The organism is Effusibacillus consociatus, assembly GCF_042652925.1.
Lineage (GTDB): Bacteria > Bacillota > Bacilli > Tumebacillales > Effusibacillaceae > Effusibacillus > Effusibacillus consociatus.
Genome location: NZ_JBHSHC010000156.1, coordinates 705 through 25,354 on the forward strand (window position 1 = coordinate 705; position 24,650 = coordinate 25,354).

The window sequence follows — 24,650 nt, forward strand, 5'->3', positions numbered from 1 at the left end:
TGAATTACGCACTTTTTAAGTGAACGTCCATATCCCCGTTTTTCCTTGATCTAATTGGATTCATGATTTGTTCAAAGTCGTTCCGTGAATATTTCAGGTTAATATAATCGACAGTAGTAGTGTTTTCCTCTGCATTTTTTCCTATATTGTGTTCCCGGAATATTCCGGGGCGGATGCGGCAGAACTCATTTGTAATAAATAAAGCTATTGAACCAACTTAAAACTGTAATCTATAATTTTCCACTTTCCTTGCTCTTGACCAATAGTATACACCACATGGACTTTTTGATCTTGTTTAACAGTTAGATCGACTGTGAGGACCATTCGATTGGTATTGGATTTTTGTAAAGCCAATTTATCGACACTTTGAATCATAAAGTCATTCGGAACGAAATCATAGGCGTCATTCGTAATTCGATATCCGCCTTCTACAGGCTTGAGTGCACGGGACAGTCGTTTACTTTTCCATTCATCCCCGTAGAAGTCAGACAACCATTTATCCAACTCCACTTTTTGTTGTTCACTGAATGATTCCTGTTGGTTTAACATTCCTTGAATATATGTTAGTTCCTGTTGTTTCACCCACTTCCAGACTTCTTCAGCTGATGCGCTACTGCCTGGAAATGCAGTTGGAGGTCTCAAATTATCCTTAAACCGTAGATTGTTTTTATCCCGTTCTGAAACCGGAGCGTCGTCACGCGGGGAACTCCCAATCCCCCCCTGAGTTTGTTGATTCTGTTGTAAAACGGTTTTAGAAGTATTGATCGGGGATTGGTCAGCATTCTGACCACATCCAGTCAAGGCAAGCATGGAAACGACAACTGGGATGACGAGATTTTTTTTCATGGTTTCAACCCCTTATCAATTATTGTTTAAATTGGCCGTTCTTTTCCCAATAATCAACAACTTCATTACTATGAGGCTTTGCTAAGAAAGTGAGAGGATCATAATAACTAGATCCATCTGAGAAGTCTAGGTGGAGATGTTTCCCAGTGGAGTCCCCGGTATTTCCCATCCAACCGAGTCTTTGCGCCCTAGTAACGTTAGTATTGGAGGAAACCAGTGGTTGGCTCTCCATGTGAAGATATCTAGCGATTATCTTCTTCCCATTGTATAAGCCGTGGTCAATTTTTACATAATAGCCGGCCGTTGCATCTGCAGTCGATCCAGAGGCATAACTCACGTAGCCGTCCTTAACAGCTTGTATTTCATATTTCCAAGTACTCCCGCCACTTGACCACCAAGTAATATCAAGCCCTTTATGGGTTGTCGATCCACGGGGTGTTCCAAAATAATCCGAGATCGTGTCAGATCCAGGAACCGGCCATGCTATATCCGGATAGAATCTCCAAACGAGCATGTAATTTTGAACATCATCACAAGCACCATTAAATCCTAACACCATGGCATAGTACGTACCAGGAGTTGTACCTAATCTACTAATTAACTCATCTACTCCAGTACCACCTGTCGATTTTGCTAAATAATTTCCATTCGCATCATATAAATACAACTCATAATCCTTATTTGATGGAACATCTAGAAAGACGTTAAGTTTTCCGTTTGTTTTGGCGCTTACATCAATTTTAAACCAATCTTGATCACTAGCGGAGCAAGAGATACGCCCGTACATAGGTGTCGCAGGCGCCAGGGGATCGGCATATGCTTTCTCACCATTGTACTCACTTTCATAAACATCATGACTTTCAATTCCTATCTCGCTCTTTGGCATAGAATAACTGACCTCTTTACTTGGGACAGTTACTTTTGGATCACTTGAAGCAGTGAAGTAAATTGTCTCCGACATGGTGGTTTTACCTTCTGAGGCTGAAATTACCGCCTGATATTGGGTGTTTTCTTTTAGACCTTCGAATTTAACCGTTTGTTTAAAGCCTTGTCCTGTTCCATCCAGCATAATCATGTTCTTACCATCTTTTTCGCTATAGCTTACTTTCACTTTGACTGCTTTTGCTGTTGTGAATTGCAAAATATAGTTCTCATCATTGCTAGTTACAAGTTCAAAGTTGTCGAAAAAAGAACTAGAGTTTTGTTGAGGGGCTGCAGAAGCAAAAGGTGGGCTAAATTCACTTGGGATAGGACTAGGACTAATCCCCAACGAAAGAGTTAGAGCTAAAATCCCGGTTGAAAATAGCTTGTTGATTTTACCCTTCATAAAGTCTCCTCCTAAAAACGGGTGTTTTAGAAAATTGTTTAAATTCGATTGTTGATTACCACCAACCTATCATTTAAATTTTGTTTGATTCTCCTGTCCGTGATGAGCCTATTATTCGTCTGATAATGATGTCTATTTAAATCATATAGAGTTGTAAGTTTCCTTCCAAGGACAAGTTAATTGCAATCTAATAGCAAACCACAGAAAAAGTAATAGCAAAGTAATAGCAATCAAATAAAACTCCGCCAAATGGCGGAAAAGTGTGAATAAATATGTTAGTTTTCTGCCTTGAAGATATACCCGCCTTGTTTTCTACCCTCGATAAGCTCTTTCACTCCCAGTTTTTCTCGAAGTCGTTTCACCAATTTACTGATTCCCCCTTGATCCACCTGATCATTCCATAATTCTTTTGCGATGATACCTTTGGTTAATACCTTTCCTTCATAACGAAGAAATAGTTTTAATAGATCAGCTTCTCTTTCTGAAAGAGGTCTCTTTGTCTTGTTACATCCAACCCAAAGTTCGGTGCTATGGAAATAAGTGTTTCGACCCAGGTAAATTAATTGAGAGTCGGAATTTCTATCGGTGAATGATTGATTTTGAAAGGGCAAAAAACCGCTTTTTTGTAAGAGCGGCTTCAATGATAAGAACGGGTCGATAAGTATCTCTTTAAATCCAATCTGGTTTGCTCTTTTGACATCTTCAAAAGTAACTGCTCTTCCTAACATTAGATAACAAGAACAGGTACAACTCCGAATTTGTCGGAACTTTTCCCAGTCATCCTCAGATGGTAATAACACTCCAATGATTAGTTTGGCATCGGGAGAAGCATTATGTATGGCATCTAATAAACTGCTCACCGGAAAAACTTGAATTTCTGCGGTACCCTTAAATAATTCTTGCATAAATAAACTTAAATGCGTTTCATCTGTAACTAGAAAGATCTTCACAACTCCCTCTCCTTGATTCGAATCTCCATTCCATCACCAAACTGCATTTCTATTTTCAATCCGCAGCATCGTTTTAGGTTTAAATATTCTGTCAATAGGATCTCACAGTGTTACCCGGTCGGAAGAAACTCGCGCTCGGAGATGATAGAAAAGGGGTGATAGGAAAAAACGGAGGCGAAACGACAGCAACTGGAGTGCATCGCGGAAAAACCCGTATCGTCGGCTGGTTCCCTTTCCTAAATTATACCATATAAAATCTTGTTAACAAAAATGAACCTCAAATAAATTTGAGGTTCATTATATGAACTGAACTACTATTATTATTATTTCACAAACCCCAACAGCACTTCCCGAATGACTTTCGACGCAACGATTTGCGAGAGCTCGGACGGGTCAATGCCGGGTGCTACTTCCACAATATCAAAACCAACTACATGCAATCCCGCCTCAGCAATCGCATGAATCGACTGCAGCAGTTCCTGCGAGGTGATGCCACCCGGTTCTGCCGTTCCGGTGCCCGGAGCAAATGCAGGGTCGAGAACATCGATATCAACTGTTACATATACGGGCCGGTCCTTTAACTCCGGCAGCACTTTCTTCAACGGCTCCAACACGGTGAACGGATAAAAATTGGTATTTTCCCGTCCCCACTTGAACTCTTCCCGAGTACCCGAGCGAATTCCGAACTGGTAAATATTTTTCGGGTTAATAAACTCGGAACACATCCGAATAATCGCAGAGTGCGAATATTTCTCTCCCTCATACTGTTCGCGCAGGTCCGCATGGGCATCTATTTGAATCACGACGAGATCCGGGTATTTTTTCGCCAGCGCTTTGAGCGGTCCCCAGGTAACGAGGTGCTCCCCGCCGATTCCCAATGGAAACTTCCCATCCGAGACGATCTTTTCGACATATTCCTGTATCTGTTCAATCGACCTTCCGGGATTTCCGAAAGCAAGCGGAATGTCCCCCGCGTCAAAGTACTTTACATCTTCCAGATGCTTATCAAGATAGGGGCTGTATTCCTCAAGGCCGATGGAAACTTCACGCACTCGAGCCGGTCCGAGGCGAGTACCGCCGCGGAACGACACGGTCCAATCCATCGGCATTCCATAGATGACTGCTCGCGCAGCTTCATAATCTTGAGTCGCACCGATAAACTCGTTGCCGTTATAAGCAGGGTCGAATTTCATTGGATGAAAGCCCATTTTTGCAGCCCCCCTACTTCAGAAGTTGTTCCACAAATTTCGGCAGGTTGAAGATCGACTTGTGAATCTTCGGCGAATAGTATTTTGTGGCCGGCGGATCAAACAATTTGGACTCATCCACCTGCAAGGGATCATATTTCTTCGATCCCATGGTGAAGCTCCACAGGCCGGACGGATAGGTTGGGATCGAACAAGTGTAGTAACGGGCAATCGGGAAAATCGAAGCGATATCCTTATATACCCGGGTAATCAGATCCTGATTGAACCATGGCGACTCGGATTGAGCAACCATAATTCCGTCTTCCTTCAACGCTTCATAAATTCCCTGATAGAAATCTTTCGCAAACAATCCAACCGCAGGTCCTACCGGCTCGGTCGAGTCAACGAGAATGATGTCGTACTCGTTCTTATGTTCCATTACGTGTTTAATCCCATCGATTACTTGCACATCCACTTTCGGATTGCCGGTGAGTGCGCTCGCAATATCCGGCAGGTACTGCTTGGATACTTCGATTACACGACCGTCGATTTCAGCAAGAACCGCTTTTTCCACGCTCGGGTGTTTCACGATTTCGCGGATGGCACCGCCGTCTCCGCCGCCAACGACAAGGACTTTTTTCGGGTTTTCGTGCGTGTTCAAAGCCACATGAGAAATCATTTCATGATAAACGAATTCATCCTTGTCAGTGGTCATGACCATTCCGTCAAGAACCAGCATTTTCCCCCACTGCAGGGTGTCGATCAGATCAATGTCTTGAAATTCGGATTTCTCGGTATGTAATGTTTGTTTGATTTTCGCTGTGATTCCATAGTTTTGCGTTTGTTTCTCCGTATACCACAGTTCCATTCTTGTACTCCCCCTATCCTTTATCCTTCTTACTCTTAAACAGGTTTCCTCGGCAATGAAAAATCTATCCTGAGATCACCCATCGCATTAACCACAATGTGCATTATTATACAACAAGCTCACACGAGTAGCAATTTGTAAAGTGGCTTGGTGTCACTTTCGCGGGCGGTTTGGTTTATCATCTAGCAATTTTGCCCATACTGGTTGATAGTCTATTTCCCCACGAGGAGCGTGGTGACGATGTCAGATAAACCGAACTTAATGGAAGATACATGGTCAGGAACCGAAACGGCCGACCCCATTGTGCACTATGACCGTGCCCGGCGAAAAAGAGCCCTTTTGCTGAAACTCGCCCTGTATTTTTTCACGGTCACCTTTCTGTCCGGTTTCCTTTTCTATCTATACATCCGATTTTCTCCGCTGCCTGACAGCGATCTGGCGACCCATTCCCGCATTGTGGCCGCAGACGGTTCACTGGTTGCGGACCTTTTGAACAACGGACAAAACAGGATCAAGGTCGGGATTAACGAGATCCCGGCCGATGTACAGAACGGGACGATCGCGATCGAAGACGCCCAATTTTACCAACACAGCGGCTTGAATCTGCGCGGGCTGGCACGAGCCATTTATGTCGATATCAAAAGCGGCGAAATTGTCGAAGGTGGCTCGTCGATTACACAGCAGTTGGCGAAAGTGCTGTACTTAACCCATGACCGGACCTTTACACGGAAAATACCGGAATTATTGCTCACTTTAAAGCTGGAAACCCGTTACACCAAACAGGAAATTCTCGAACAGTATCTGAACGTGGTGTATTACGGACACGGTGCAAACGGAATCGGCACTGCCGCCAAAATCTATTTTAATAAAAATGTATCCGAGTTGACACTGGCGGAGTCAGCGATGCTGGTTGGAATTCCGAGAGGTCCCAGCATCTATTCCCCGTTTGTGGACATGAACAAGGCAAAAGAACGTCAATGGCAGGTCCTCGAGGCGATGGTTCGCCATGGCTACATCACGCAGGAACAAGCGAATGACGCATACCGGCAGAAGATCGTACTCGCCGAAAAAAAGGATATCCAAAGCGGGATGGCCCCCTACTTCACACGGTACGCCACCTGGTCCGCGATCAACCTGCACGGAGTGCCTGAGGACGAACTTTACAGCAGCGGAATGATCCTGCACACCACAATCGATCTGAATATGCAAAAAGCGGCGGAAGCGGCCATCCAGAAATTTCTTCCGGCAGCACCGGGCCTTCAGGCATCTCTGATTGCAATCGACCCCAAAACAGGACATATCAAGGCGATGGTCGGGGGCAGGGATTTTAACCAATCTCCTTTTAACCGTGTGACAGCCAAGCGGCAGCCCGGATCTGCATTCAAACCGTTTGTTTACCTTGCCGCCCTTGAGGCGGGGGCCACTCCGTCCAAAATGGTGAAGAGTGAACCGACCACCTTCACATATGAGAAAGACCAGATGTACACAGTGAAAAATTTCAACGATCAATATGCACATGACTATATTGGCATGCGCGAGGCGATCAAAAAATCGGATAACATCTACGCCGTGGCGACAGCCTTGGAGGTAACCCCGCAGCGTGTGGTGGAAACCGCCAAAAGATTCGGGATCGCAAGTGAGCTGAAGCCGTACCCGTCGCTGGCGCTCGGTGTCTTTCCCGTATCGCCGATGGAACTGGCCCGTGCTTATGCGGCACTGGCGAATGGCGGAACTCTTCTCGAGCCGACAGCGATCCAACAGATTACCAACGCTTACGGACGGGAGATCTATGGCCGGGATCTTGATGCACAAAAAGCTGCGGATCCCCAGAATGTATTCATTCTGACCGATATGATGAAAAGCATTTTCGATCAAGGCGGCACTGCTGCCCGGATCGCTCCGACCGTAGCCAACCGGGTTGTTGCCGGCAAAACGGGTACGACCGACACAGACGCTTGGATGGCTGGTTTCTCGCCAAATCTGGTGACCGTTGTTTGGGTTGGCTACGACAAAGACCAGTTTTTGAACTCAACAGAATCTTATTCGGCAGCCCAGATCTGGGGCGACTTCATGAAAAATGCACTGGAGAATACCCCAGCCAGCGATTTTGCCCGACCGGAAGGGCTGTTGGAACTCAATATTGATCCGACCACCGGAATGCTGGCATCCAAAAATTGCCCTCAGGTGCAGCGCGAATTTTTCCGGATTGGAACGGAGCCTTACCAGGAATGCACGGAGCATCCGTCCTCGGGATCGTCGAACAGTAAGAAGGATACGGGTGAGTCGGGCGTGAAGAAATTTTGGAAATGGTTTCGCGGTGATGCAAACTGATAGTTGACTCCCCCCTATCCTTAAAGTATCGTTAGAATAATGACTGTACATCTAAGAATGATGACTGTATATCAGGGAAAAGGGATATGGAGGGAAACCTTATGGCGTTTGGATTATCTGATCGGATCAAGGCGATCGCACCATCACCGACTCTGGCCATCGATTCCAAAACGAAAGAACTGGTCGCACAAGGCGTAGACATCGTGAATCTCAGCGTTGGCGAACCGGATTTCGGAACACCGGCCCCCGCTTGCCAGGCCGGGATTGAGGCAATTCAAGCAGGTTTCACAAAATACACAGCGGTTCCGGGGATCAACGATCTGCGGAAAGCGATAGCCAAGAAACTGAAAGAAGAAAACGGTCTCGACTATGAAATAGAGGACATTATCGTCTCCAATGGGGCCAAACATTCTCTTTACAATGCGTTTATGGCACTCTGCAACCCCGGCGACGAGGTGATCGTTCCGGCTCCTTATTGGGTCAGCTATCCGGAAATGATTCGCCTAGCCGAGGCAGAACCAGTGATTATTTCTACCGACGAATCAACAGGCTTCAAGATCACTCCGGAAATGCTTAAGAAAGCGATCACTCCAAAAACAAAAGCGCTGCTGCTGAACTCGCCGAGCAACCCGACGGGAGCCGTTTACTCTCCGGAAGAACTGAAAGCATTGGCGGAAGTTATCGAACAGCATGATTTTTATGTGATCTCCGACGAGATTTATGAAAAAATGGTCTACGGAGTGGAGCAAATCTCGATTGCTTCCGTTTCGGAAGCAATGAAGAAGCGTACCCTGGTGGTGAACGGGTTATCCAAGGCGTTTGCGATGACCGGTTGGCGGGTTGGATACATTGCCGCAGATCGTCCGATCGTAAAAGCAATGACCAGTTTCCAAAGCCAAACCACATCCAATCCGGCTTCGATTTCACAGAAAGCTGCCGTTAAAGCTCTTGACTGCTTTGATCCTCAAGCCATCGAAGTATTTCGCAAGCGGCTTGATTATGTGTTGAGTAGGCTGAATGAGATGCCTCTGATTACATGCATCCGTCCGCAGGGTGCGTTCTACGTGTTCCCTAACGTTTCAGACATTATCGGAAAATCTTATCAAGGCACCAAGATCGATTCGGCAAACACATTCGCCGCCCTGCTGCTTGAAAAAGCAAACATCGCCCTTGTTCCGGGCGAAGGATTCGGTGCTCCGAACAACATTCGAATCTCCTACGCCGTGTCAGACGAGAACCTGGCGAAAGCGATGGATCGCTTGGAATCTTTCCTGAAAGAAGTTGAATAATAAACAGCCACGCTGCCATAAGGAAACGGATTCACTTTTGAGGTGCAGAACTTGAAGTGTTTCGGTCTGTTGAAATTATCCCCTCAAATTTCTCCGCTCAAGCAATGCGTTACTCGGCGGCCGCGTAGGGCAGGCCATTTTTATCCTTAGAAATTGCACAATTTATACCTTCCACTTACGATCAAAAAGACAGCCGAAATGGCTGTCTTTTGTCGTGTATTGGCGGAAGATTTCTTCTGCCACTTCTGATTTTTATCCATGGATTTCCGTGCTGCATTCGGAATCTTTGGGTTTAATCCTGACGTCCTGAATCATGCATTGTCTTTGTTAAAGGACATGGGCGTGAAGATTTTTTGATTTCCATAAATTTCCGAATTGTTGTATACTGGATCTATAAAGGAGGGGGCCTACCTTGACTTTTATCGTCATTTTAATTGTGATCTCCATTGTGCTGGCTATTATAGGTATATCTACTGGTTTCAATCAAAGAAACCGCTCTTCTCGAAGAAGCAGCGACCATTTTGTTGGCGGGACCTCTGAATCGATCGGTTTCTGGGATGACGACGGTACCCGGTCGAAAGGATCGGGTGGGGACGGCGGTTGGTCGGGTGGCGGTTGGTCCGATAGCGGCGGTTTCGGAGGAGGGTCTGACGGCGGTGGCGGTGGCGGTGATGGAGGCGGATGTTGAATATGGATCAACTGGCAAAGTGGATAAGAGAATCCTCTTATACCGTGATTCTCACGGGAGCCGGGATGTCAACGGAAAGCGGCATTCCCGATTTTCGCTCCCAAAACGGTTGGTGGCGAAACATTGACCGGCGAACGGTGGCAACCGTTGAGGCACTCCATGACAACTACTCGTTGTTTCATGAGTTTTACAGCAGACGGATTGAAGCGCTCGAACAAATGTCCCCCCATCAAGGCCACCATATCTTGGCGGAATGGGAGCGCCGCGGACTGATCCAATGCGTGGCTACTCAGAATGTAGACGGATTGCACCAAGGAGGCCGGGATTCAATGGAGGTTCGAATCGACCGGGATGTACGAATCCCGATGCGTGATGGCATTACCTTATCTGCCGACATTTACCGTCCCTAGGACGAAGGCCGATATCCGGCCATCGTGGTGCGAACCCCTTATTTGAAAACCCGAACGGACATTCACGATAACGCGAGTTACTTTGCTTCTCACGGCTACGCCTGCATCGTAATGGATGTGCGCGGCCGGGGCGACTCTGACCCAAGTCCTTCCGCCGCAAGCCCCGGGCTTTAGCTATGGGGATAAGGCGGTTTGATCTTCCGGTTCATTGTGTTATATAGTTAAGTCCTGTATAATCTTTTTATGGAATATAAAACCAATCATAACATTGTCTACTCATGCAAATATCATGTTGTCTGGTGTTCAAAATATCGCCGCAAGGTCTTGCTCAACGGGGTGGATGAACGGTTGAAGGAAATCATCCGAGAAGTTGCCGATGAACGCCGGGCTGAAATCATTGAAATGGAAGTCATGCCGGTGGTTAAAGAGACGGTTGCCAACACTTTGGACAAATTCGTATTTTGTTTCCACTGTAGGAGGTGCCCCCCTTGCGGTTATCAAGCAGTACATCGAAAACCAAAAGCATGTCTAAACGCAAGACGCCCTCTTTTGTATGTGAGATTCCGTTAGTCGTCACACGCAAGCAAGAACGGGTTTTGAACACTCGCTTTGAGGCGGCAAGACACATGTATAACGCTTTGCTTTGTGAAGCGATGAAACGGCTTCGCTTGATGCAGCAATCCAAAGAGTATCAATCGGCGAAAGCCATCCCGCATGACCAGAAAGAGGAACGACGTGCGGCTTTTCACGCTGTCCGGTTACAGTTTGGGTTTACGGAATATCAGTTGTCACAATATGCAACCGTTTTGCGACAGTCCTGGCTTGGTCATCATGTGGGATCGCACCTGGCACAGAAGCTGGCGACCCGAGCGTTTACGGCTGCCAGTCAGGTATCCTTTGGCAAAGCCAAAAAAGTCCGTTTCAAAAGCAAACGCGGCCTGCACAGCATCGAAGGGAAAAGCAATGATGCCATTCTTCGCTGGCGAACCGATCACCTGAAATGGGACGGGCTTACTCTTCCGATGCGGAAATGTGTTGCCCAGGATCCGGTCATCCTGCACGGCCTCAACAGCAAAGTGAAATACGTTCGTCTCGTGCGTCGCACTGTTCGTGGGAAGACAAGGTACTATGCACAACTGGTTTGCGAAGGGTCAGCGTATCAAAAGCCTCAACGTTCGATCGGTACAGAAACGGTCGGATTGGATATTGGGCCATCTACCATTGCGATTGTGGGGGATACTACCGCAACGCTTACGATGTTCTGCGAAGAAGTGGCGCGGAGCCATAAGGAAATTCGGCGTTTGCAACGGAAGCAGGATCGGCAGCGCCGCGCCAATACCCGGATTGCTTTGATGAGTTGGGTCGGGCAATCAAAGGCAAGCGTCCTGTAAACAAGAGCCGTCATCAACAGAAAACACAAGCACAACTGGCGGAACTGTTTCGGCGCGAAACCGCGCATCGGAAAACGCTCCACGGTCAACTGGCCAATCAAGTGATTGCAATAGGAATTCACATCCACACGGAAAAACTGAGCTATCAGTCGTTTCAGAAGATGTACGGAAAATCGGTTTCCGTTCGTGCACCGCGGACCTTTTTGTCGATAGTAACCCGCAAGGCTGAGAGTGCTGGCGGGTACGTCGATGAATTCCCGACACGTACAACCGCCCTTTCCCAAGTTTGTATTTGTGGGCGAAGACGCAAAAAACGGTTATCCGAACGCGTTCACGCCTGCACGTGCGGTGTGATCGCGCAACGAGACTTGTTTAGCGCGTTTCTGGCCCGCCATGTGAAAGACAACGTCCTCCAAGTCACTGAGGCATACGAGTCTTGGTCAGGTGCAGAACCGCTCCTGCAGACGGCTTGGAGACAGGCAATCAACCAACCTGCAAGTGGAAGGCAGATGCTTTCCTCCTTCGGTGTTCCGGAGTCAGAGCGGGTCGTCTGAGAAAGAATTCCTGCCTGCGCATTAGGCGTTGGATGATGTAGCAAGGGCAAAGCCCAGCGCGAGAGCCAACGAGAGTGCAAGGGTATAGGCATTTAGAACCCCCCGGCTCACAGCCGTGGGGAGGTTCAGCGCAATCTAAACACAGGTGCTTCTCTGGGCCAAACCGCTGACATGGTGGCTGCCGAACAGACGATCTACCACAGCGAGAAATATCCGTCGGCTATTATTTTGCCCCTCATACCCGGGTAGAGAAAATTGAATCTGGAGGAAGAACTGTTGTTAACCATATGTATGGCTAAACCAAGACGAAAGCAGCCACCTTTTAAGTTTGGGACCTTGGGCGGTGGCTACTTTTTGCTTACTACCTGATAATCAACGCAAACACTTTCTTCGGACCGTGCACTCCAATCGACAGGTCATTCTCGATATCCGCGCTGCGGGATGGACCGGTGATGAAGTTGATCCCTGCGGGGAGCCCATTTTCCCTGTTCATCTGGTCGATCTTGACCATGACTTCTCCAATTCGGGTGACCAGCTGCTCCGCCCGGAAAATCGAAATATGAACCGGCGGCAGCAGACTTACCGATCGGGCTTTTCCCCTTGAAGAGAACAAGCACAGCGTGCCTGTATCTGCAACAGCGTAATCCACCCAGGTGATGCCCGCTTCGGCCTCGCTTGCAATTTCTTTCATGGAACGCTGTTCTCCGCGTCCCCATACATCCACAATGATCCCATTCTTCCCCAAAGCCTGATCGATCCCCATCTGCTCCAAAGCCGGATGATCCCAGCGAATCACCCGCTTGAGATTCTCTTCTTCCAACCAGCGCCGCAGCACTGCAAGCGCTTCCTCTTCCGACCCGACAACTTCCGCCACCCCGGTTAGCGCTCGCCAGCTTTCGCAGAACCGTTCGATTTTCTCCTCGCCGGACAGCTGAAACTCACGCCAAAAATCAGGCGCTCCCACAACCTCGCGCTTTGGCTTTTCCGTCAAAGGCTCCTTCCGCCCCAACCGGTTGGCGATCCTCTGCAAAAGTGCTTGCTCCTTCTGCTCATTACTCATGGCAATCGCCCCCTTCTCCGCCGGTGGAGTCACCCTCGCCGGAGCGCAAATCCTGTTGAATCCGGCCCCACTCCTCACGGAATGTCTTTTTCGCGGGTGACGGGAAATGACGGGCATGTGTCCATCCCATCATGTTGAGCGGCCCTTTTTCAATAAACCCTTCCTTTGCCAGAAACGGAATCATGAGCTGGGCGGCCTTCATTGATAACCGATAGCGCCCGGCTTTCGCAAACGTGCCGCTCCAAGCTTTAAACGCCATCCGTTCCCAGCCCGGTGTGAGACCCAATTTTACTTTCCGGGCACGGAGATGAACGAGCATATCGTGCAGCGGAATCTTCACAGGGCAAGCCTCCGTGCAAGCGCCGCAAAGGCTTGAAGCGTACGGCAGGTCCCCCCACTCCTCCATGTCGTCGCGCAGCAGCGGAGTGATCACCGCCCCGATCGGGCCCGGATACACATCTCCATACGCATGACCTCCAATATGGCGATACACCGGGCAGACGTTTAAACACGCCCCGCAGCGGATACAGTTCAAGACCTCTTGAAACTCTTCATCCCCCAGAATGTTGCTTCGCCCGTTATCCACGATAATCAAATGAAATTCCTGGGCCCCGTCAAGATCCCCTTCGTGGCGAGCCCCGTTGATTACCGACACATAGGTGGTAATTTTTTGCCCGGTAGCGCTTCGCGGCAGCAAATTGACAAACGTTTCAAGGTCTTCAAACGATGGCAGCAAGCGCTCCATCCCCATGAATGCCACGTGGACCGGCGGCAAGGTGGTGATCATGCGGCCATTTCCTTCGTTTGTAAACATCACGACAGAACCGGACTCTGCAATTGCAAAGTTGCAGCCGGATACTCCTATATCCGCTTCCAGGAACTCTTTTCGCAACTGTTGCCGGGCAAACGCTGTCAACGTCGGCGTATCTTGCGATATCTTCTCGCCACTGATTTCGGAAAATTTGTCCGCGATCTGATGGCGATTCTTATGAATGGCAGGCACAATGATATGAGAGGGCGCCTCGCCGAACAGTTGGATGATATACTCCCCAAGGTCGCTTTCAACGACCTTCACCCCGATATCTTCAAGCGCTTTGTTCAAATGTACTTCTTCTGAAACCATAGACTTCGACTTCAGAACGCTTTTCGCCTCTTTCTCTTTCGCGATCTGCAGAAAAATTCGGACCGCTTCTTGCGCAGAATCAGCAATATGTACATGACCCCCGCGCTTTTTGACATTGTCGATTAACTGCCCCAGATAATAATCCAGATGCTCCACCACGTGAGATCGGATGCGGCTTCCCTGCTCCCGCCATTGTTCCCAGTTTCCGAGCGCGGCGCTCGAGCTCAATTTGCCGCTTTCCAGGCGGTCGGTTGTTTTCTTGACCGCCGCTATCAGCGTCTCGTCCGCAATCGCATGTCGAATTCGTTTTTTCAAGGGTACTGCCGCTTTGACACTCATGATCCCACCCCTTCCCTTACACCTTGCCACAGAAGCTCGGCTACGTGCATCACTTGCACAGGCGCTCCTTCATAACGCAAGCGTCCCCCTATATTCATCAAGCAGCCCATGTCCGTTCCGAGCAGAATCTCCGCTTTCGTTTCCTGCACATGCTGGGCTTTCTCCGCGACCATTGCTCCCGATACCTCATGCATTTTTACGGCAAACGTTCCGCCAAACCCACAGCAGTCTTCCGCAAAAGGAAGATCCACCAAATCAAGTCCCTTCACATGTTTCAGCAGCTGCAAAGGCTCGTGCGTGATCCCCATCAAACGCATGGCATGGCAGGAGGGGTGATAGGTTGCCGTTGCTTCCGCACGCGCGCCAAGGTCCGTTTTCCCAAGGATATTGACAATAAATTGTGACAATTCATAGGTCTTGTCCACAAACTTTCTGGCCCGTTCCTCCCACTTTGTATCCCCCTCAAACAAAAGCGGATAGTAATGGTGAACCATTCCTACACATGAGCCGGACGGCCCCACGACATACTCACTATGCTCGAAAGCTTCGATCATCGTCTTGGCAACATTCTTAGCTTCTTCCCGATACCCCGAATTGAATGCGGGCTGTCCGCAGCAGGTTTGCCCATCCGGAAAATCCACCCGTACCCCCAAATGATCCAACAAACGTACCGTACTCTCTCCCACATTCGGATAAAACGAATCGGCCAAGCACGTAATAAACAATGACGCCTTCATCTAAACCTCCTGCCCCCTTCCCATTTGTCACTAGTATAACGCAAATTTCGGGAAAGAGGTATGATGACCAGATGATTTAGAAAAACTTAGGAGCGCAAAGCAAAAAAATCTGCTCTACGCTCCCGGGTAGAAAATTAATAGGTGCCAGGCACGAGGAGGATAAACAAAACAAAGATAATCAGGAATACCACAGCCCAACGAGTAAATCCACCAAAGATTCCTACCATTGATTTCACCCCCTCTACGGCAATTGATTCTTTTATCAACAGGCGGGTCCTGTTTTGCAAACCGCAGTTGTGTCAGGGATCAAAAGAATGAACAGCACGAAGATGATCAGGAATACAACCGCCCAACGTGTGTAACCGCCGAATACTCCATATCCATCCATTTGAAGTCCCCCCTTCCTCTAACTTCTTTTCAATTCGAGGAACCCTGCGGAACCCCACCTACTTCTCTCTTGCGGCTTTGTTTGGCTTAGTAGGTTCCGGGGATGAGGAGAATGAACAGAACGAAGATGATAAGAAATACAACCGCCCAACGTGTGAAACCGCCAAAGATTGCGTACAATGGGGACACCTCCCTTTTTCAGTATCGGTCAAGCACCTGCAGGCCAGGTTGGGGAAATCGTTCCACCTGGTACAGTTAATTCAGAACCAATGGCGGTCGCAACGGACGAATGTCCCGGGATAAAGGTCTATTTTGCCGTTCGCCCGGAAAGTCAAGCGGAAGCGGAATCCCAAATCGTTTTTTGCACATAAAAAAAGGCGCCCTTTTGACAGGGCGTCATTCAGCATACGTCACTTCCTTCCAGCCTCCCCTCGCCGTCGGCAAACTTGCCGTCATTGACGATCGAGATGAGACCGGCTTTGTCCAATTCGCCAAGAACCTCAAACAAACTGTCCTTCTTTGTATCCGGCAGCCCCGACACAAAATTGTTAATTTCTTCGGGACTTGCCTTTTTCAAAAAATGGACTCCTCCGTGCTTACTGTATAGGGATTGCACCACAACTCATCACCCCGCCAAGAAATCATACCCCTAATGTGCCCATTCTGGGGCATTTTACACACTCTCATGCGCCCAATTCCATACGATGAAGTAAGGGCGATTGTCTAGGATCCCTTCGCAATGAGGAGGTGCCTGCTTGGATAAGCGTAGATCGAAGTCCTCACACCCGACACGTAAAAAATCGGAGGGACGCAAACCGAACCCCGGGCGTAAAAATACTTCTTCTCCCGCCAATTCGCTGCCCTCTACCGTTCTCTCACTGGAAAATTTGGGAAGTCTGCGGACGATGTGTAAGAATTGCATTAAATACCTGCAGCAAGCGGATCGGCTGCTTGACACGCTGTTTATAGCGTCGAACAGTTTGAACGAAACCGGACTTTTGAAAAAGATCATCCAGACAAAAGGAAAAGGATTGTCAACCGGGGATCTGACCAGTCTCTTGTTTGCATTTATGAATACGCCGCTTGCCGAACAATTTTTCAAAGGGGGATCTTCCTCAGAGGCCGCCCCGGAACAACCGGCAGAACAAAAACCGGCTCCGGAAGCCCCGAAGCAGGAACTCCCCCCTGCCAATAAGCAACCGGGAATCGAAGCCCACAATCCCCAGCAGCCGAATGTCCATTCGTGGCCAGGCTATATGCCGGGATATGGGATGCCCCCTCAGAATCCCGGGCAATATCTCCCCCCAGGTCCTGGTTGGTATCCGCCCGGACCCGGTCAATATCCAAATCAAGGCTAAAAAAGACTGCGAGATCGTCGCAGCCTTTTTTCTTACTTGAGAAATTTTTTAATATCGTTCATCGAATCCGGATCGATTTTTCCCTGCCCATATTTCTTGATAAGTTGTTCCGGATCTTCCGGTTGCCCGCCTTTCGTTGCATCCTTATACGCCTTCATGAACTGGTCCAGACGCTCTTCACTTACTTTCAGGTTCAGCGAACCTGCGAGCTTTTTCGCAAGATCCTTAACAGTGTCCGGGTTTTTCCATTCATCCGGTTTTGTGTTCTTTACCTGATTCAGTGCATCCAGGAGCCCGCCTTTATTTGCTTGAGAAAATTTCTCTTTAAGAACATCCATCGGATTGACCGGCTGTTGTTGAGGGGCTTTCTGCTGCTGGGGTTTCTGCTGCGATGCTTTCGCGTTCTCCTTACGAGACTTCTTCGTCACGTTAAAACCTCCTGTTCGCCTAGATCTTGGGATATCAATACATAGTACACGCGAACCGGAGGCTTCGACCCTTATATCCGCCCACCCATGTGAAAAAATTAGGCCCAACCCCATAAAAAATAATGATATAGTAAAGAAAATGCTGGGGAGGGAAATGTCATGAACACGGAAACTCTGAACCAACTGGTGTCAGACATAAGAGACGAGGTCATTCGCTGGAGGCGGTATCTTCATCAAAATCCGGAGCTGTCTTATCAGGAGGCAAAAACGGCCCAGTTCGTCTACGATACCTTGGCATCATTCGGTACTCTCGAACTGTCCCGACCCACCCCTACCAGCGTGATGGCCCGCCTGATCGGCAAGAATCCCGGCAAAGTGCTCGCCATAAGAGCCGACATGGACGCCCTGCCGATTCAGGAGGAGAATCAGTTCGAATTTGTATCCAACAATCCCGGTGTAATGCACGCATGCGGACATGACGGCCATACGTCGATGCTGCTTGGCACCGCCAAGATTCTGTCCGCTATGAAAGAACAGATTCACGGGGAGATCCGCTTCTTGTTTCAGCATGCGGAAGAACTTACGCCAGGCGGTGCAGAAGAAATGGTTCGCGCCGGAGTCATGGACGGTGTCGATTTGATAATCGGGACCCACCTGTGGTCCCCGATGGAAACGGGGAAATTCGGGGTAATCTCCGGACCGATGATGGCAGCGCCGGATGTTTTCAGCATTACGATTCATGGCAAAGGGGGACATGCGGCTCTCCCTCATCAAGCGATCGATTCGATTGCCGTCGGCGCCCAGGTCGTAACAAACCTGCAGCACATCGTGTCACGCAACACCGATCCACTCGAACCGCTTGTTCTGTCCATTACGCAATTTATCGGGGGCACCACCCATAACGTAATACCGGGTTCTGTGGAAATTACCGGAACTGTTCGCAGCTTTACCCCTCAATTGCGGGCCGAGGTTCCCGCACTTATGGAACGAATCATCAAAGGGATAACGGAAGCTCACGGTGCTGCCTATACGTTTCAATACGAAGAAGGATACCGTCCTGTAATTAACGACGATGAGGTTACGCAGGTCATAGAAGAAACCGTCCGTCAAATCTTCGGCGAGGAAGCTCTTGATCCGGCCAAGCCCATTATGGCAGGGGAAGATTTTTCCGCTTTCCAGCAAAAAACACCCGGCTCTTACTTCTTTACTGGAGCAGGCAACCGGGAAAAGGGAATTGTCTATCCTCACCATCATCCGCGCTTTACAATCGATGAGGATGCGCTGGAGAATGGAATTAAGGTTTTTGTTCATGCGGCGTTCAAGTTATTGGCATAGAAAAACCCCGATCACGGGGTTTTTTTACATTTATTGCTCGTTTGCAACCTCCCCATTGCACAAAATTTTGGGCGCTGGGCAAGTTCCCATTATTCGATTTGAAAATACATTGGTATTGTAGTTTGAAAATTGGGCGAGGTGAATGTATGGCCGTTATCAAAGCCACTTCTGAGCATTTAAAGATTTTGGGACGGCTAATGCGAGCGGAGGCCGAAGGAGAAGGCAAACTCGGAATGCTGATGGTTGGCAATACAGGCGTCAACCGGGTCAAGAGCAATTGTCTGGATTTTAAAGGGATCCGGACAATTCCCCAAATGGTGTTCCAACGACCGGGAGGTTTTGAAGCTACCACGAAAGGATACTTCTACCAACGTGCCAGAGAAAAGGATATCCGACTGGCCCGGCGAGTGGTACATGGAGAGCGACAGCATCCGGCCACCAACTCTTTGTGGTTTTTTGATCCGGGCAGACGGGGCTGTCCGCCTACCTGGTATAATCAGCGCCACGTTGGGAGATACAAAGCGCACTGTTTCTATGTACCGTCAAGAAGAGATTGTCCAAGAGTTTATTAAAGGAGTGAAGAACTTGTATTACTGGACACCTGATTACAGACAAATCAGCTATCCTTATGGAATGTTCCCGCAAGCCGGGATGATGCAGCCCGGCATGACGCCTGACACCACCCAATTCGGCTATCCTCAATATCCTGCCGGAACCCAAGTGCCTACTGTTCCGACTCCAAGCGGCGGTCCATTCCCTCTGCCAATGGCGCCCGAAGCACCCGCTGTACCCACTGCGGAAGAATCCTACATTGAGAACATACTGCGCTTTAACCGCGGCAAGATCGGGACCTTCTATTTCACTTATGAAAACAACACCCAGTGGAATGCGAAAATATATCGGGGACGTGTCGAAACAGCAGGTCGGGACCACATCATCATCAGTGATCCGCAAACAGGCAAGCGGTACCTTCTCTTGATGGTAAACCTTGATTACGTTGAATTTGACGAACCGCTCGCTTATATTCCACCCACACTGCCTCCTTTGGTTCAACAGGAGCTCACAACCGGAGTTTCCAGGACGTCTGAAGCGGAAACCCTTTCCCGTGGGAAAAAGAAACCATGATAAAGACTCCCCCAAACCAACACTCGGATGCAATCCGGGTGTTTTTTCTTGTTAAAAATTTTAATAAAAGTGTATTGTCAGACAAACTTATCTGTGTTATAGTACACACATAAATATAAATCTGTTATATAATACAATAAAGGACAAATTTGAGGAGGAGAGGGAATCATGTCACGGGAACAGGAAATCAAAAAACTTGAAGAGTTTTGGAAATCGGATCGTTTTAAAGGTGTAGAGCGTCCGTATACGGCGGAAGATGTTATCCGTCTGCGCGGTTCTGTACAGATTGAACACACACTCGCTCGCATGGGTGCAGAGCGCTTGTGGGATCTTCTGCACACCGAGCACCATGTACATGCGCTTGGCGCGTTGACCGGTAACCAGGCTGTTCAGCAGGTGAAGGCTGGTTTGAAAGCGATTTACTTGAGCGGCTGGCAAGTGGCTGCCGATGCAAACCTTTCAGGACAAATGTATCCGGACCAGAGTTTGTATCCGGCAAACAGCGTTCCTCATGTTGTTAAGCGTATCAACCAAGCGCTTCAGCGTGCAGACCAGATTCAACACTCGGAAGGAAAAGGAGATATCCACTGGTTTGCTCCAATCGTTGCCGATGCAGAAGCCGGATTCGGTGGTCCGCTGAACGTGTTTGAACTTATGAAAGGCATGATCGAAGCGGGTGCTGCAGGCGTTCACTTCGAAGACCAGCTCGCCTCTGAGAAGAAGTGCGGACACATGGGTGGAAAAGTTCTCATCCCGACCCAAGCTGCGATCCGCAACCTGGTTGCTGCACGTCTGGCTGCTGACGTAACGGGCGTTCCGACGATCGTAATCGCACGTACAGACGCGAATGCGGCAAACTTGTTGACCAGCGACGTTGATCCGCGTGACCAGGAGTTCATCACGGGGGAACGCACATCTGAAGGATTCTTCCGAGTGAAAGCAGGTCTTGACCAAGCAATTGCACGCGGTCTTGCATACGCACCTTATTGTGACCTGATCTGGTGTGAAACATCTGAACCGAACCTGGACGAAGCAAGACGTTTCGCGGAAGCAATTCATGCGAAATACCCAGGCAAACTGCTTGCTTACAACTGTTCGCCGTCCTTCAACTGGAAGAAGAAGCTCGACGACGAAACCATTGCGAAGTTCCAATACGAACTCGGCGAAATGGGCTACAAGTTTCAATTCATTACCCTCGCCGGTTTCCATACTCTCAACTTCAGCATGTTCCAATTGGCTGACGGATACAGAGATCGCGGTATGTCTGCATACGCAGAACTGCAAGCTGCCGAATTCGAAGCAGAAGTTAGAGGCTACACGGCTACCCGTCATCAACGTGAAGTTGGTACCGGCTATTTCGATGAGGTATCGCAAGTTATTTCCGGAGGAAACTCCTCCACCACAGCTCTTACGGGTTCTACCGAAGAAGAACAGTTCACCACTGTATAATCTTCGGATCAACCAGATAGCATCTTTCGAGTCTCACCCCCTCGTGGACTCGAAAGATGCTTTTTTGTGTGTGATGGGACAGAAAATGAACCCCCCTCTCGAATGATTGTGACATAGGGGTCAGGGTATAGACGATACATGAAAGGATGATACAACATGAAAAAGAAAATCGCATCTGCCACACTCGCATTAACCTTGATGGCCGGGTCTGTACCGGTACTTGCAGAAGAAACTGCACCAACTTCTGCGGCTGCTGACACATCTGTTTCTGCAACAACTGACACTGCCACCGCTAGCACGAACACAACGGGAAGCACCACAACTGCAGACACAACTGCAACAGCTAACACAAACACAACAACTGAGACCGCAAGCACAACAGCTGCCACAACAACCGACAGCACAAACGGGACTTCTTCTTCTACCACCAGCACCAACTCAACCACTACTGTTGAGGCAGTAAATCCGGATTCCTTCGTTTACAAGCTGAAGGAACTGGTTATCAAAATCAAACTGGTGTTTACATTTGATGACAAGGCAAAAGCGGATCTTCTGACCCAGCAGGCAAACGATAAAATCGGTCAACTGGAAGTCCTCAACCAAAACGGAAAAACCGAGTACAACGATATGCTGATCGAAGCGATCAACGAAGCTCTTGAAAGAGCTCAGGAAGCGTTGAAAGAAGCGAAATTGGAAGCTGAAAAAGAGCAGGACACCGAGGCGACAACCGAAATTGAGCAAAAAGAAGAAGCGGCTGTTCAAGTGGAAAAACATTCGCTCGTAGTCTTGAAAGCAGTGTTGAAAAAAGTGCCGGAGCAGGGTAAAAAAGGCATTGAAAACGCCATTGCAAAGCAAGAAGAAAAATTGAAGGTCAAGATGTCGATCAAAACAACTATCGTTCCTGCGACTGCAACACCTGCACCGGTTCAGCCTGAAGCAGCAAGCACAACAACAGCTTCGACTACCACTTCTACCACTGGAAACAGCACGAACACGGCTGCCACAACGGACGCAAAAGCGACAAAAGTTGAGACGAAGACACAGGTTGAAGTACCGGCGCTTGACGAAGCTGGCGTCAAAGTGAAAGTGGACAACGGCTTGCCCTTGGGACACACCAAGCAGGAAGAAAAGAAACCTGAGAAGCAGGAAAAAGGCAAACAAGAACACGGCAAGCAAGAGCAAGGCAAACAAGAACACGGCAAGCAAGAGCAAGGCAAACAAGAATAGCGGGAAATAAGAAAGCACCGTTCGAGTCCTCCTCTGGAGGCTTGAAGGGTGCTTTTTTAAGTAATCCTCGCAATTTATTCAACGGAAATCCACTGGAGAGGAACTGAGAAAATCCTTGAAGAAAAAAAGAGCAAGCGGCTACCAAGTAAGCGGACTATGTGCAGCAAGCCACGCAGCCCAGAGGAAGGCGATACCAGTAACGGCCAACAACAGAGACAGAAAAAATCGCCTTTCTCGGATGTTCTTCAACAACGGAGGTACGGCCAGCACCGCGAACACAAGTAAAAATGTGGAGACCAGAAACGGGTGTTTGAGCAAATCCATCCACCTCCTCTAACCAGTCTTCGAGATACTTATAATTACGCGGGTAAAGCCTGTCCGTATTCTGGTATTGTAGTGGAGGCGAGATTCTCAAATAGGTGATCACGGATTTTTAAATCTTTTTTAAAAAACGGATCACGGTTTCCTCAAAGTATCCTCATGTTTAAGCCATATACTGAACTTGCTTGTTTCTCTTCCTCTTTCCCCGTATTTTGAGAGCCGTAGATTCGTTTTTAGGCCCAAGCAGATGCTTGGGCCTCTTTTTTCTTCCGTCCTATAAGCGTTTTGCGCCTAGATAGCGTGGTCCCCAGTAAGGGTTGTCCATCGGTACGATCTTCACTCCGTATGAACTGGTCGCCGAAATGAATTGGTTATTGCCCAAGTAAATGCTCACATGGGATGCTCCCGGAGCATATGTCGTATGGAACACGAGATCTCCTGGCTGCAGGTTGGTAACCGGAGTTCCTACCTTATACATTTCAGCTGCCGTTCGCGGCAATTGAACCCCGTGCTGAGCGAAAACATATTGTACGAACCCGGAACAGTCAAATCCGGAAGGGCTTGTCCCGCCCCAAGCATAAGGTACCCCCACATATTTCCGTGCTGTGTCGGCTACGGCTGCGTACGATTTCTGTACCACAGGCATGCCGGATCGGGAAGCAAGTACAGGTTGAATCGCAGCTCCTCCGTTTTTGCCGGTATTGACAATCGCAGTCAGGCTATTTTCATCCCACTGCACTTTCGATCCTAATGTTTCGGCGATGAAGCGCAGCGGAACATAGGTCCGGTTCTGTATAAGCGCTACTTGGGTATCCAGTGCCACGGTTCTTCCGTTCACCGTCACTCGGTTGTCACCCGTCCTCAGCACAATTACGTTGTTTGCATTCTGAATAGTGACTTTCGCTGTTTCTCCTTGGTTCACCCAATTGACTGCATATCCGAGCTTTTCGGATACGAATCGAACCGGGACCTGGGTGCGCCGGTTTTCATCAATAAAAGGCTGCGCATCAGGAAATTGAATGAGTTGAGTGTCCACTTGGACGTTGACAGGACTGACAGCTGCAGCTTCCGCCACACCTGCATTTGAGGATAGGAAAGTAGTCACGGAGAAGGCTCCCGCGATCATGAGGGTTTTGACAATCTTATTCATGCTGTTCCTCCTTGAGCCTCCGAGGTTAGTTGACGGATTCGGGTTGAGGTCACCCTATGCAGAAACCTGCAATTCACCCCATAAAAAATGTCCCCCGTACCGGCCTTAAGCCGGATTCGGCTGTTTTTGCTTCTCTCTCAATTCGACAAAAACCGCGCTTTTCCTCTCCCTGAAAACCGTCCAATTTGTGGTAAAAAAGCATCAAAAAAAGCGCAATGCATTGAGCATTACGCCATCTTCTTATTGTCCGTTATCTTGTACCTGCAGGAGCTTGCGAGCCAGTTTCTCGGCTCGCCGCTTTCGATTGGCTTCATACAGATAATACACAATAGGGTAAGTGAGAATCCCGAGTGCAGTAGATATCAAAGTCATTCCGATCAATGTCTTCAGTTGAACATTCAGGAAACCTTCCAACCAGCCGGGCAGCCAGGCAGGCATGTGGATATGGAAAGGCAGAATCAAATCACCAAGACATTTTCCAAGCCCTAACATCGGAATCGGAAGAAACGTGAGTTTCCCAATCACATGGCCGATAATCGCAGCGGGCATCGACCCGCGAGCCACCCGCACCAAAGGGTAAAAAATAATATAAACCAACATCGCTGTGGAGATGACCATAAACTCAAGGCCAAAGCCAATCGCGAACCCCATCGCCACTTTTTTTGCACCGCCGGGCGACCGAAGCAATTTGACGTATTGATATTTCATGGATCGTCCAAGACGCTTCATCGTAAGGGCTTTCGATTTGCTCATGTCGGCATCTCCTCAGG

General features: G+C 48.7%; 26 protein-coding genes, 2 pseudogenes and 1 riboswitch. Of the genes and pseudogenes, 14 read left to right on the forward strand and 14 right to left on the reverse strand.

Annotated elements, in window-relative coordinates; all coding sequences use genetic code 11:
* Positions 1 to 204: 204 nt before the first annotated feature.
* From ACFO8Q_RS22870 to speE, 5 genes are all read right to left on the reverse strand, one after another.
* Positions 205 to 846 (reverse strand): hypothetical protein, encoded by a 642-nt coding sequence (locus ACFO8Q_RS22870; protein ID WP_380029482.1) that lies wholly within the window; start codon positions 844 to 846, stop codon positions 205 to 207.
* 19 nt (positions 847 to 865) lie between these two features.
* Positions 866 to 2,173 (reverse strand): peptidoglycan DD-metalloendopeptidase family protein, encoded by a 1,308-nt coding sequence (locus ACFO8Q_RS22875; protein WP_380029484.1) that lies wholly within the window; start codon positions 2,171 to 2,173, stop codon positions 866 to 868.
* A gap of 275 nt (positions 2,174 to 2,448) precedes the next feature.
* Entirely contained in the window at positions 2,449 to 3,123 is a 675-nt protein-coding gene (locus tag ACFO8Q_RS22880) for a winged helix-turn-helix domain-containing protein (protein ID WP_380029486.1), read from the reverse strand.
* Between the two features lie 323 nt (positions 3,124 to 3,446).
* Positions 3,447 to 4,316, reverse strand: coding sequence for an agmatinase (speB, locus tag ACFO8Q_RS22885; protein WP_380029547.1), 870 nt, complete (start codon positions 4,314 to 4,316; stop codon positions 3,447 to 3,449).
* Between the two features lie 28 nt (positions 4,317 to 4,344).
* Positions 4,345 to 5,178: a polyamine aminopropyltransferase gene (gene speE, locus ACFO8Q_RS22890; protein ID WP_380029489.1), complete on the reverse strand. Its 834-nt coding sequence runs from the start codon at positions 5,176 to 5,178 to the stop codon at positions 4,345 to 4,347.
* A gap of 240 nt (positions 5,179 to 5,418) precedes the next feature.
* Between speE and ACFO8Q_RS22895 the strand changes: the two genes are divergently transcribed.
* From ACFO8Q_RS22895 to ACFO8Q_RS22930, 8 genes and pseudogenes are all read left to right on the forward strand, one after another.
* Positions 5,419 to 7,509 carry a transglycosylase domain-containing protein gene (locus ACFO8Q_RS22895; RefSeq protein ID WP_380029491.1) on the forward strand — a complete coding sequence of 697 codons (2,091 nt, stop codon included), beginning with the start codon at positions 5,419 to 5,421 and terminating at the stop codon, positions 7,507 to 7,509.
* A 101-nt stretch (positions 7,510 to 7,610) separates the two neighbouring features.
* Positions 7,611 to 8,798: a pyridoxal phosphate-dependent aminotransferase gene (locus tag ACFO8Q_RS22900; protein WP_380029493.1), complete on the forward strand. Its 1,188-nt coding sequence runs from the start codon at positions 7,611 to 7,613 to the stop codon at positions 8,796 to 8,798.
* Positions 8,799 to 9,210: 412 nt separating this feature from the next.
* Positions 9,211 to 9,486 carry a hypothetical protein gene (locus ACFO8Q_RS22905; protein WP_380029495.1) on the forward strand — a complete coding sequence of 92 codons (276 nt, stop codon included), beginning with the start codon at positions 9,211 to 9,213 and terminating at the stop codon, positions 9,484 to 9,486.
* 2 nt (positions 9,487 to 9,488) lie between these two features.
* Positions 9,489 to 9,896: an SIR2 family NAD-dependent protein deacylase gene (locus ACFO8Q_RS22910; RefSeq protein WP_380029497.1), complete on the forward strand. Its 408-nt coding sequence runs from the start codon at positions 9,489 to 9,491 to the stop codon at positions 9,894 to 9,896.
* A gap of 15 nt (positions 9,897 to 9,911) precedes the next feature.
* A pseudogene (locus ACFO8Q_RS22915) lies at positions 9,912 to 10,070 on the forward strand (CocE/NonD family hydrolase); the annotation flags it as partial.
* A 69-nt stretch (positions 10,071 to 10,139) separates the two neighbouring features.
* Positions 10,140 to 10,356 (forward strand): annotated as a pseudogene (locus ACFO8Q_RS22920) (transposase); the annotation flags it as partial.
* Between the two features lie 28 nt (positions 10,357 to 10,384).
* Complete coding sequence (locus ACFO8Q_RS22925; RefSeq protein WP_380029499.1) at positions 10,385 to 11,287, forward strand: hypothetical protein; 903 nt, start codon at positions 10,385 to 10,387, stop codon at positions 11,285 to 11,287.
* On the forward strand, positions 11,254 to 11,841 hold the full coding sequence (locus ACFO8Q_RS22930) for a zinc ribbon domain-containing protein (RefSeq protein ID WP_380029501.1): 588 nt from the start codon (positions 11,254 to 11,256) through the stop codon (positions 11,839 to 11,841). The genes ACFO8Q_RS22925 and ACFO8Q_RS22930 overlap by 34 nt, the downstream gene beginning before the upstream one ends.
* Before the next feature lie 361 nt (positions 11,842 to 12,202).
* Here ACFO8Q_RS22930 and ACFO8Q_RS22935 read toward each other — a convergent pair whose 3' ends face one another.
* The 5 genes from ACFO8Q_RS22935 to ACFO8Q_RS22955 all read right to left on the reverse strand — a co-directional run bounded on the left by ACFO8Q_RS22935 (position 12,203) and on the right by ACFO8Q_RS22955 (position 16,064).
* Positions 12,203 to 12,901, reverse strand: coding sequence for a LutC/YkgG family protein (locus tag ACFO8Q_RS22935; RefSeq protein ID WP_380029503.1), 699 nt, complete (start codon positions 12,899 to 12,901; stop codon positions 12,203 to 12,205).
* Entirely contained in the window at positions 12,894 to 14,363 is a 1,470-nt protein-coding gene (locus ACFO8Q_RS22940; RefSeq protein WP_380029505.1) for a LutB/LldF family L-lactate oxidation iron-sulfur protein, read from the reverse strand. Before ACFO8Q_RS22940 ends, ACFO8Q_RS22935 begins: the two co-directional genes overlap by 8 nt.
* Entirely contained in the window at positions 14,360 to 15,100 is a 741-nt protein-coding gene (locus ACFO8Q_RS22945) for a (Fe-S)-binding protein (protein ID WP_380029507.1), read from the reverse strand. Before ACFO8Q_RS22945 ends, ACFO8Q_RS22940 begins: the two co-directional genes overlap by 4 nt.
* 262 nt (positions 15,101 to 15,362) lie before the next feature.
* Entirely contained in the window at positions 15,363 to 15,488 is a 126-nt protein-coding gene (locus ACFO8Q_RS22950) for a hypothetical protein (protein WP_380029509.1), read from the reverse strand.
* Positions 15,489 to 15,887: 399 nt separating this feature from the next.
* A complete protein-coding gene (locus ACFO8Q_RS22955; RefSeq protein ID WP_380029511.1) occupies positions 15,888 to 16,064 on the reverse strand; it encodes a hypothetical protein in 177 nt (58 codons plus the stop codon).
* Positions 16,065 to 16,242: 178 nt separating this feature from the next.
* Between ACFO8Q_RS22955 and ACFO8Q_RS22960 the strand changes: the two genes are divergently transcribed.
* The gene (locus ACFO8Q_RS22960; RefSeq protein ID WP_380029513.1) at positions 16,243 to 16,845 is read left to right on the forward strand and encodes a hypothetical protein; all 603 of its coding nucleotides are present in this window, start codon (positions 16,243 to 16,245) and stop codon (positions 16,843 to 16,845) included.
* 32 nt (positions 16,846 to 16,877) lie between these two features.
* Here the strand turns inward: ACFO8Q_RS22960 and ACFO8Q_RS22965 are convergent, their stop codons facing one another.
* Positions 16,878 to 17,273 carry a hypothetical protein gene (locus ACFO8Q_RS22965; protein ID WP_380029515.1) on the reverse strand — a complete coding sequence of 132 codons (396 nt, stop codon included), beginning with the start codon at positions 17,271 to 17,273 and terminating at the stop codon, positions 16,878 to 16,880.
* A gap of 159 nt (positions 17,274 to 17,432) precedes the next feature.
* Here ACFO8Q_RS22965 and ACFO8Q_RS22970 point away from each other — a divergent pair, with 159 nt between their 5' ends.
* From ACFO8Q_RS22970 to ACFO8Q_RS22990, 5 genes are all read left to right on the forward strand, one after another.
* On the forward strand, positions 17,433 to 18,608 hold the full coding sequence (locus ACFO8Q_RS22970) for a M20 family metallopeptidase (RefSeq protein WP_380029517.1): 1,176 nt from the start codon (positions 17,433 to 17,435) through the stop codon (positions 18,606 to 18,608).
* Between the two features lie 146 nt (positions 18,609 to 18,754).
* Positions 18,755 to 19,180, forward strand: a complete 426-nt coding sequence (locus ACFO8Q_RS22975) for a cell wall hydrolase (RefSeq protein ID WP_380029519.1) — start codon at positions 18,755 to 18,757, stop codon at positions 19,178 to 19,180.
* Between the two features lie 13 nt (positions 19,181 to 19,193).
* Entirely contained in the window at positions 19,194 to 19,733 is a 540-nt protein-coding gene (gene gerQ / locus ACFO8Q_RS22980) for a spore coat protein GerQ (RefSeq protein ID WP_380029521.1), read from the forward strand.
* A gap of 168 nt (positions 19,734 to 19,901) precedes the next feature.
* Complete coding sequence (gene aceA / locus ACFO8Q_RS22985; protein WP_380029523.1) at positions 19,902 to 21,182, forward strand: isocitrate lyase; 1,281 nt, start codon at positions 19,902 to 19,904, stop codon at positions 21,180 to 21,182.
* A 156-nt stretch (positions 21,183 to 21,338) separates the two neighbouring features.
* Positions 21,339 to 22,409 (forward strand): DUF5667 domain-containing protein, encoded by a 1,071-nt coding sequence (locus ACFO8Q_RS22990; protein ID WP_380029525.1) that lies wholly within the window; start codon positions 21,339 to 21,341, stop codon positions 22,407 to 22,409.
* A gap of 138 nt (positions 22,410 to 22,547) precedes the next feature.
* On the opposite strand, the gene ACFO8Q_RS22995 is transcribed toward ACFO8Q_RS22990, so the two are convergent.
* From ACFO8Q_RS22995 to ACFO8Q_RS23005, 3 genes are all read right to left on the reverse strand, one after another.
* The gene (locus ACFO8Q_RS22995) at positions 22,548 to 22,733 is read right to left on the reverse strand and encodes a hypothetical protein (RefSeq protein ID WP_380029527.1); all 186 of its coding nucleotides are present in this window, start codon (positions 22,731 to 22,733) and stop codon (positions 22,548 to 22,550) included.
* 271 nt (positions 22,734 to 23,004) lie between these two features.
* A complete protein-coding gene (locus tag ACFO8Q_RS23000) occupies positions 23,005 to 23,880 on the reverse strand; it encodes a C40 family peptidase (RefSeq protein WP_380029530.1) in 876 nt (291 codons plus the stop codon).
* Positions 23,880 to 24,012: riboswitch (cyclic di-AMP (ydaO/yuaA leader) on the reverse strand. It overlaps the preceding gene by 1 nt.
* Positions 24,013 to 24,120: 108 nt before the next feature.
* A complete protein-coding gene (locus ACFO8Q_RS23005) occupies positions 24,121 to 24,633 on the reverse strand; it encodes a DUF2062 domain-containing protein (RefSeq protein WP_380029532.1) in 513 nt (170 codons plus the stop codon).
* Positions 24,634 to 24,650: the final 17 nt, after the last annotated feature.

Coding starts and splice junctions, on each gene's coding strand:
- ACFO8Q_RS22870 (WP_380029482.1), bottom strand. CDS start 846: ATGAAAAAAAATCTCGTCATCCCAGTTGTCGTTTCCATGCTTGCCTTG.
- ACFO8Q_RS22975 (WP_380029519.1), top strand. CDS start 18,755: ATGGCCGTTATCAAAGCCACTTCTGAGCATTTAAAGATTTTGGGACGG.
- aceA (WP_380029523.1), top strand. CDS start 19,902: ATGTCACGGGAACAGGAAATCAAAAAACTTGAAGAGTTTTGGAAATCG.
- speE (WP_380029489.1), bottom strand. CDS start 5,178: ATGGAACTGTGGTATACGGAGAAACAAACGCAAAACTATGGAATCACA.
- ACFO8Q_RS22910 (WP_380029497.1), top strand. CDS start 9,489: ATGGATCAACTGGCAAAGTGGATAAGAGAATCCTCTTATACCGTGATT.
- ACFO8Q_RS22970 (WP_380029517.1), top strand. CDS start 17,433: ATGAACACGGAAACTCTGAACCAACTGGTGTCAGACATAAGAGACGAG.
- speB (WP_380029547.1), bottom strand. CDS start 4,316: ATGAAATTCGACCCTGCTTATAACGGCAACGAGTTTATCGGTGCGACT.
- ACFO8Q_RS22875 (WP_380029484.1), bottom strand. CDS start 2,173: ATGAAGGGTAAAATCAACAAGCTATTTTCAACCGGGATTTTAGCTCTA.
- ACFO8Q_RS23005 (WP_380029532.1), bottom strand. CDS start 24,633: ATGAGCAAATCGAAAGCCCTTACGATGAAGCGTCTTGGACGATCCATG.
- ACFO8Q_RS22935 (WP_380029503.1), bottom strand. CDS start 12,901: ATGAGTAATGAGCAGAAGGAGCAAGCACTTTTGCAGAGGATCGCCAAC.
- ACFO8Q_RS22895 (WP_380029491.1), top strand. CDS start 5,419: ATGTCAGATAAACCGAACTTAATGGAAGATACATGGTCAGGAACCGAA.
- ACFO8Q_RS22950 (WP_380029509.1), bottom strand. CDS start 15,488: ATGGATGGATATGGAGTATTCGGCGGTTACACACGTTGGGCGGTTGTA.
- ACFO8Q_RS22945 (WP_380029507.1), bottom strand. CDS start 15,100: ATGAAGGCGTCATTGTTTATTACGTGCTTGGCCGATTCGTTTTATCCG.
- ACFO8Q_RS22940 (WP_380029505.1), bottom strand. CDS start 14,363: ATGAGTGTCAAAGCGGCAGTACCCTTGAAAAAACGAATTCGACATGCG.
- ACFO8Q_RS22995 (WP_380029527.1), bottom strand. CDS start 22,733: ATGGATTTGCTCAAACACCCGTTTCTGGTCTCCACATTTTTACTTGTG.
- ACFO8Q_RS22900 (WP_380029493.1), top strand. CDS start 7,611: ATGGCGTTTGGATTATCTGATCGGATCAAGGCGATCGCACCATCACCG.
- ACFO8Q_RS23000 (WP_380029530.1), bottom strand. CDS start 23,880: ATGAATAAGATTGTCAAAACCCTCATGATCGCGGGAGCCTTCTCCGTG.
- ACFO8Q_RS22990 (WP_380029525.1), top strand. CDS start 21,339: ATGAAAAAGAAAATCGCATCTGCCACACTCGCATTAACCTTGATGGCC.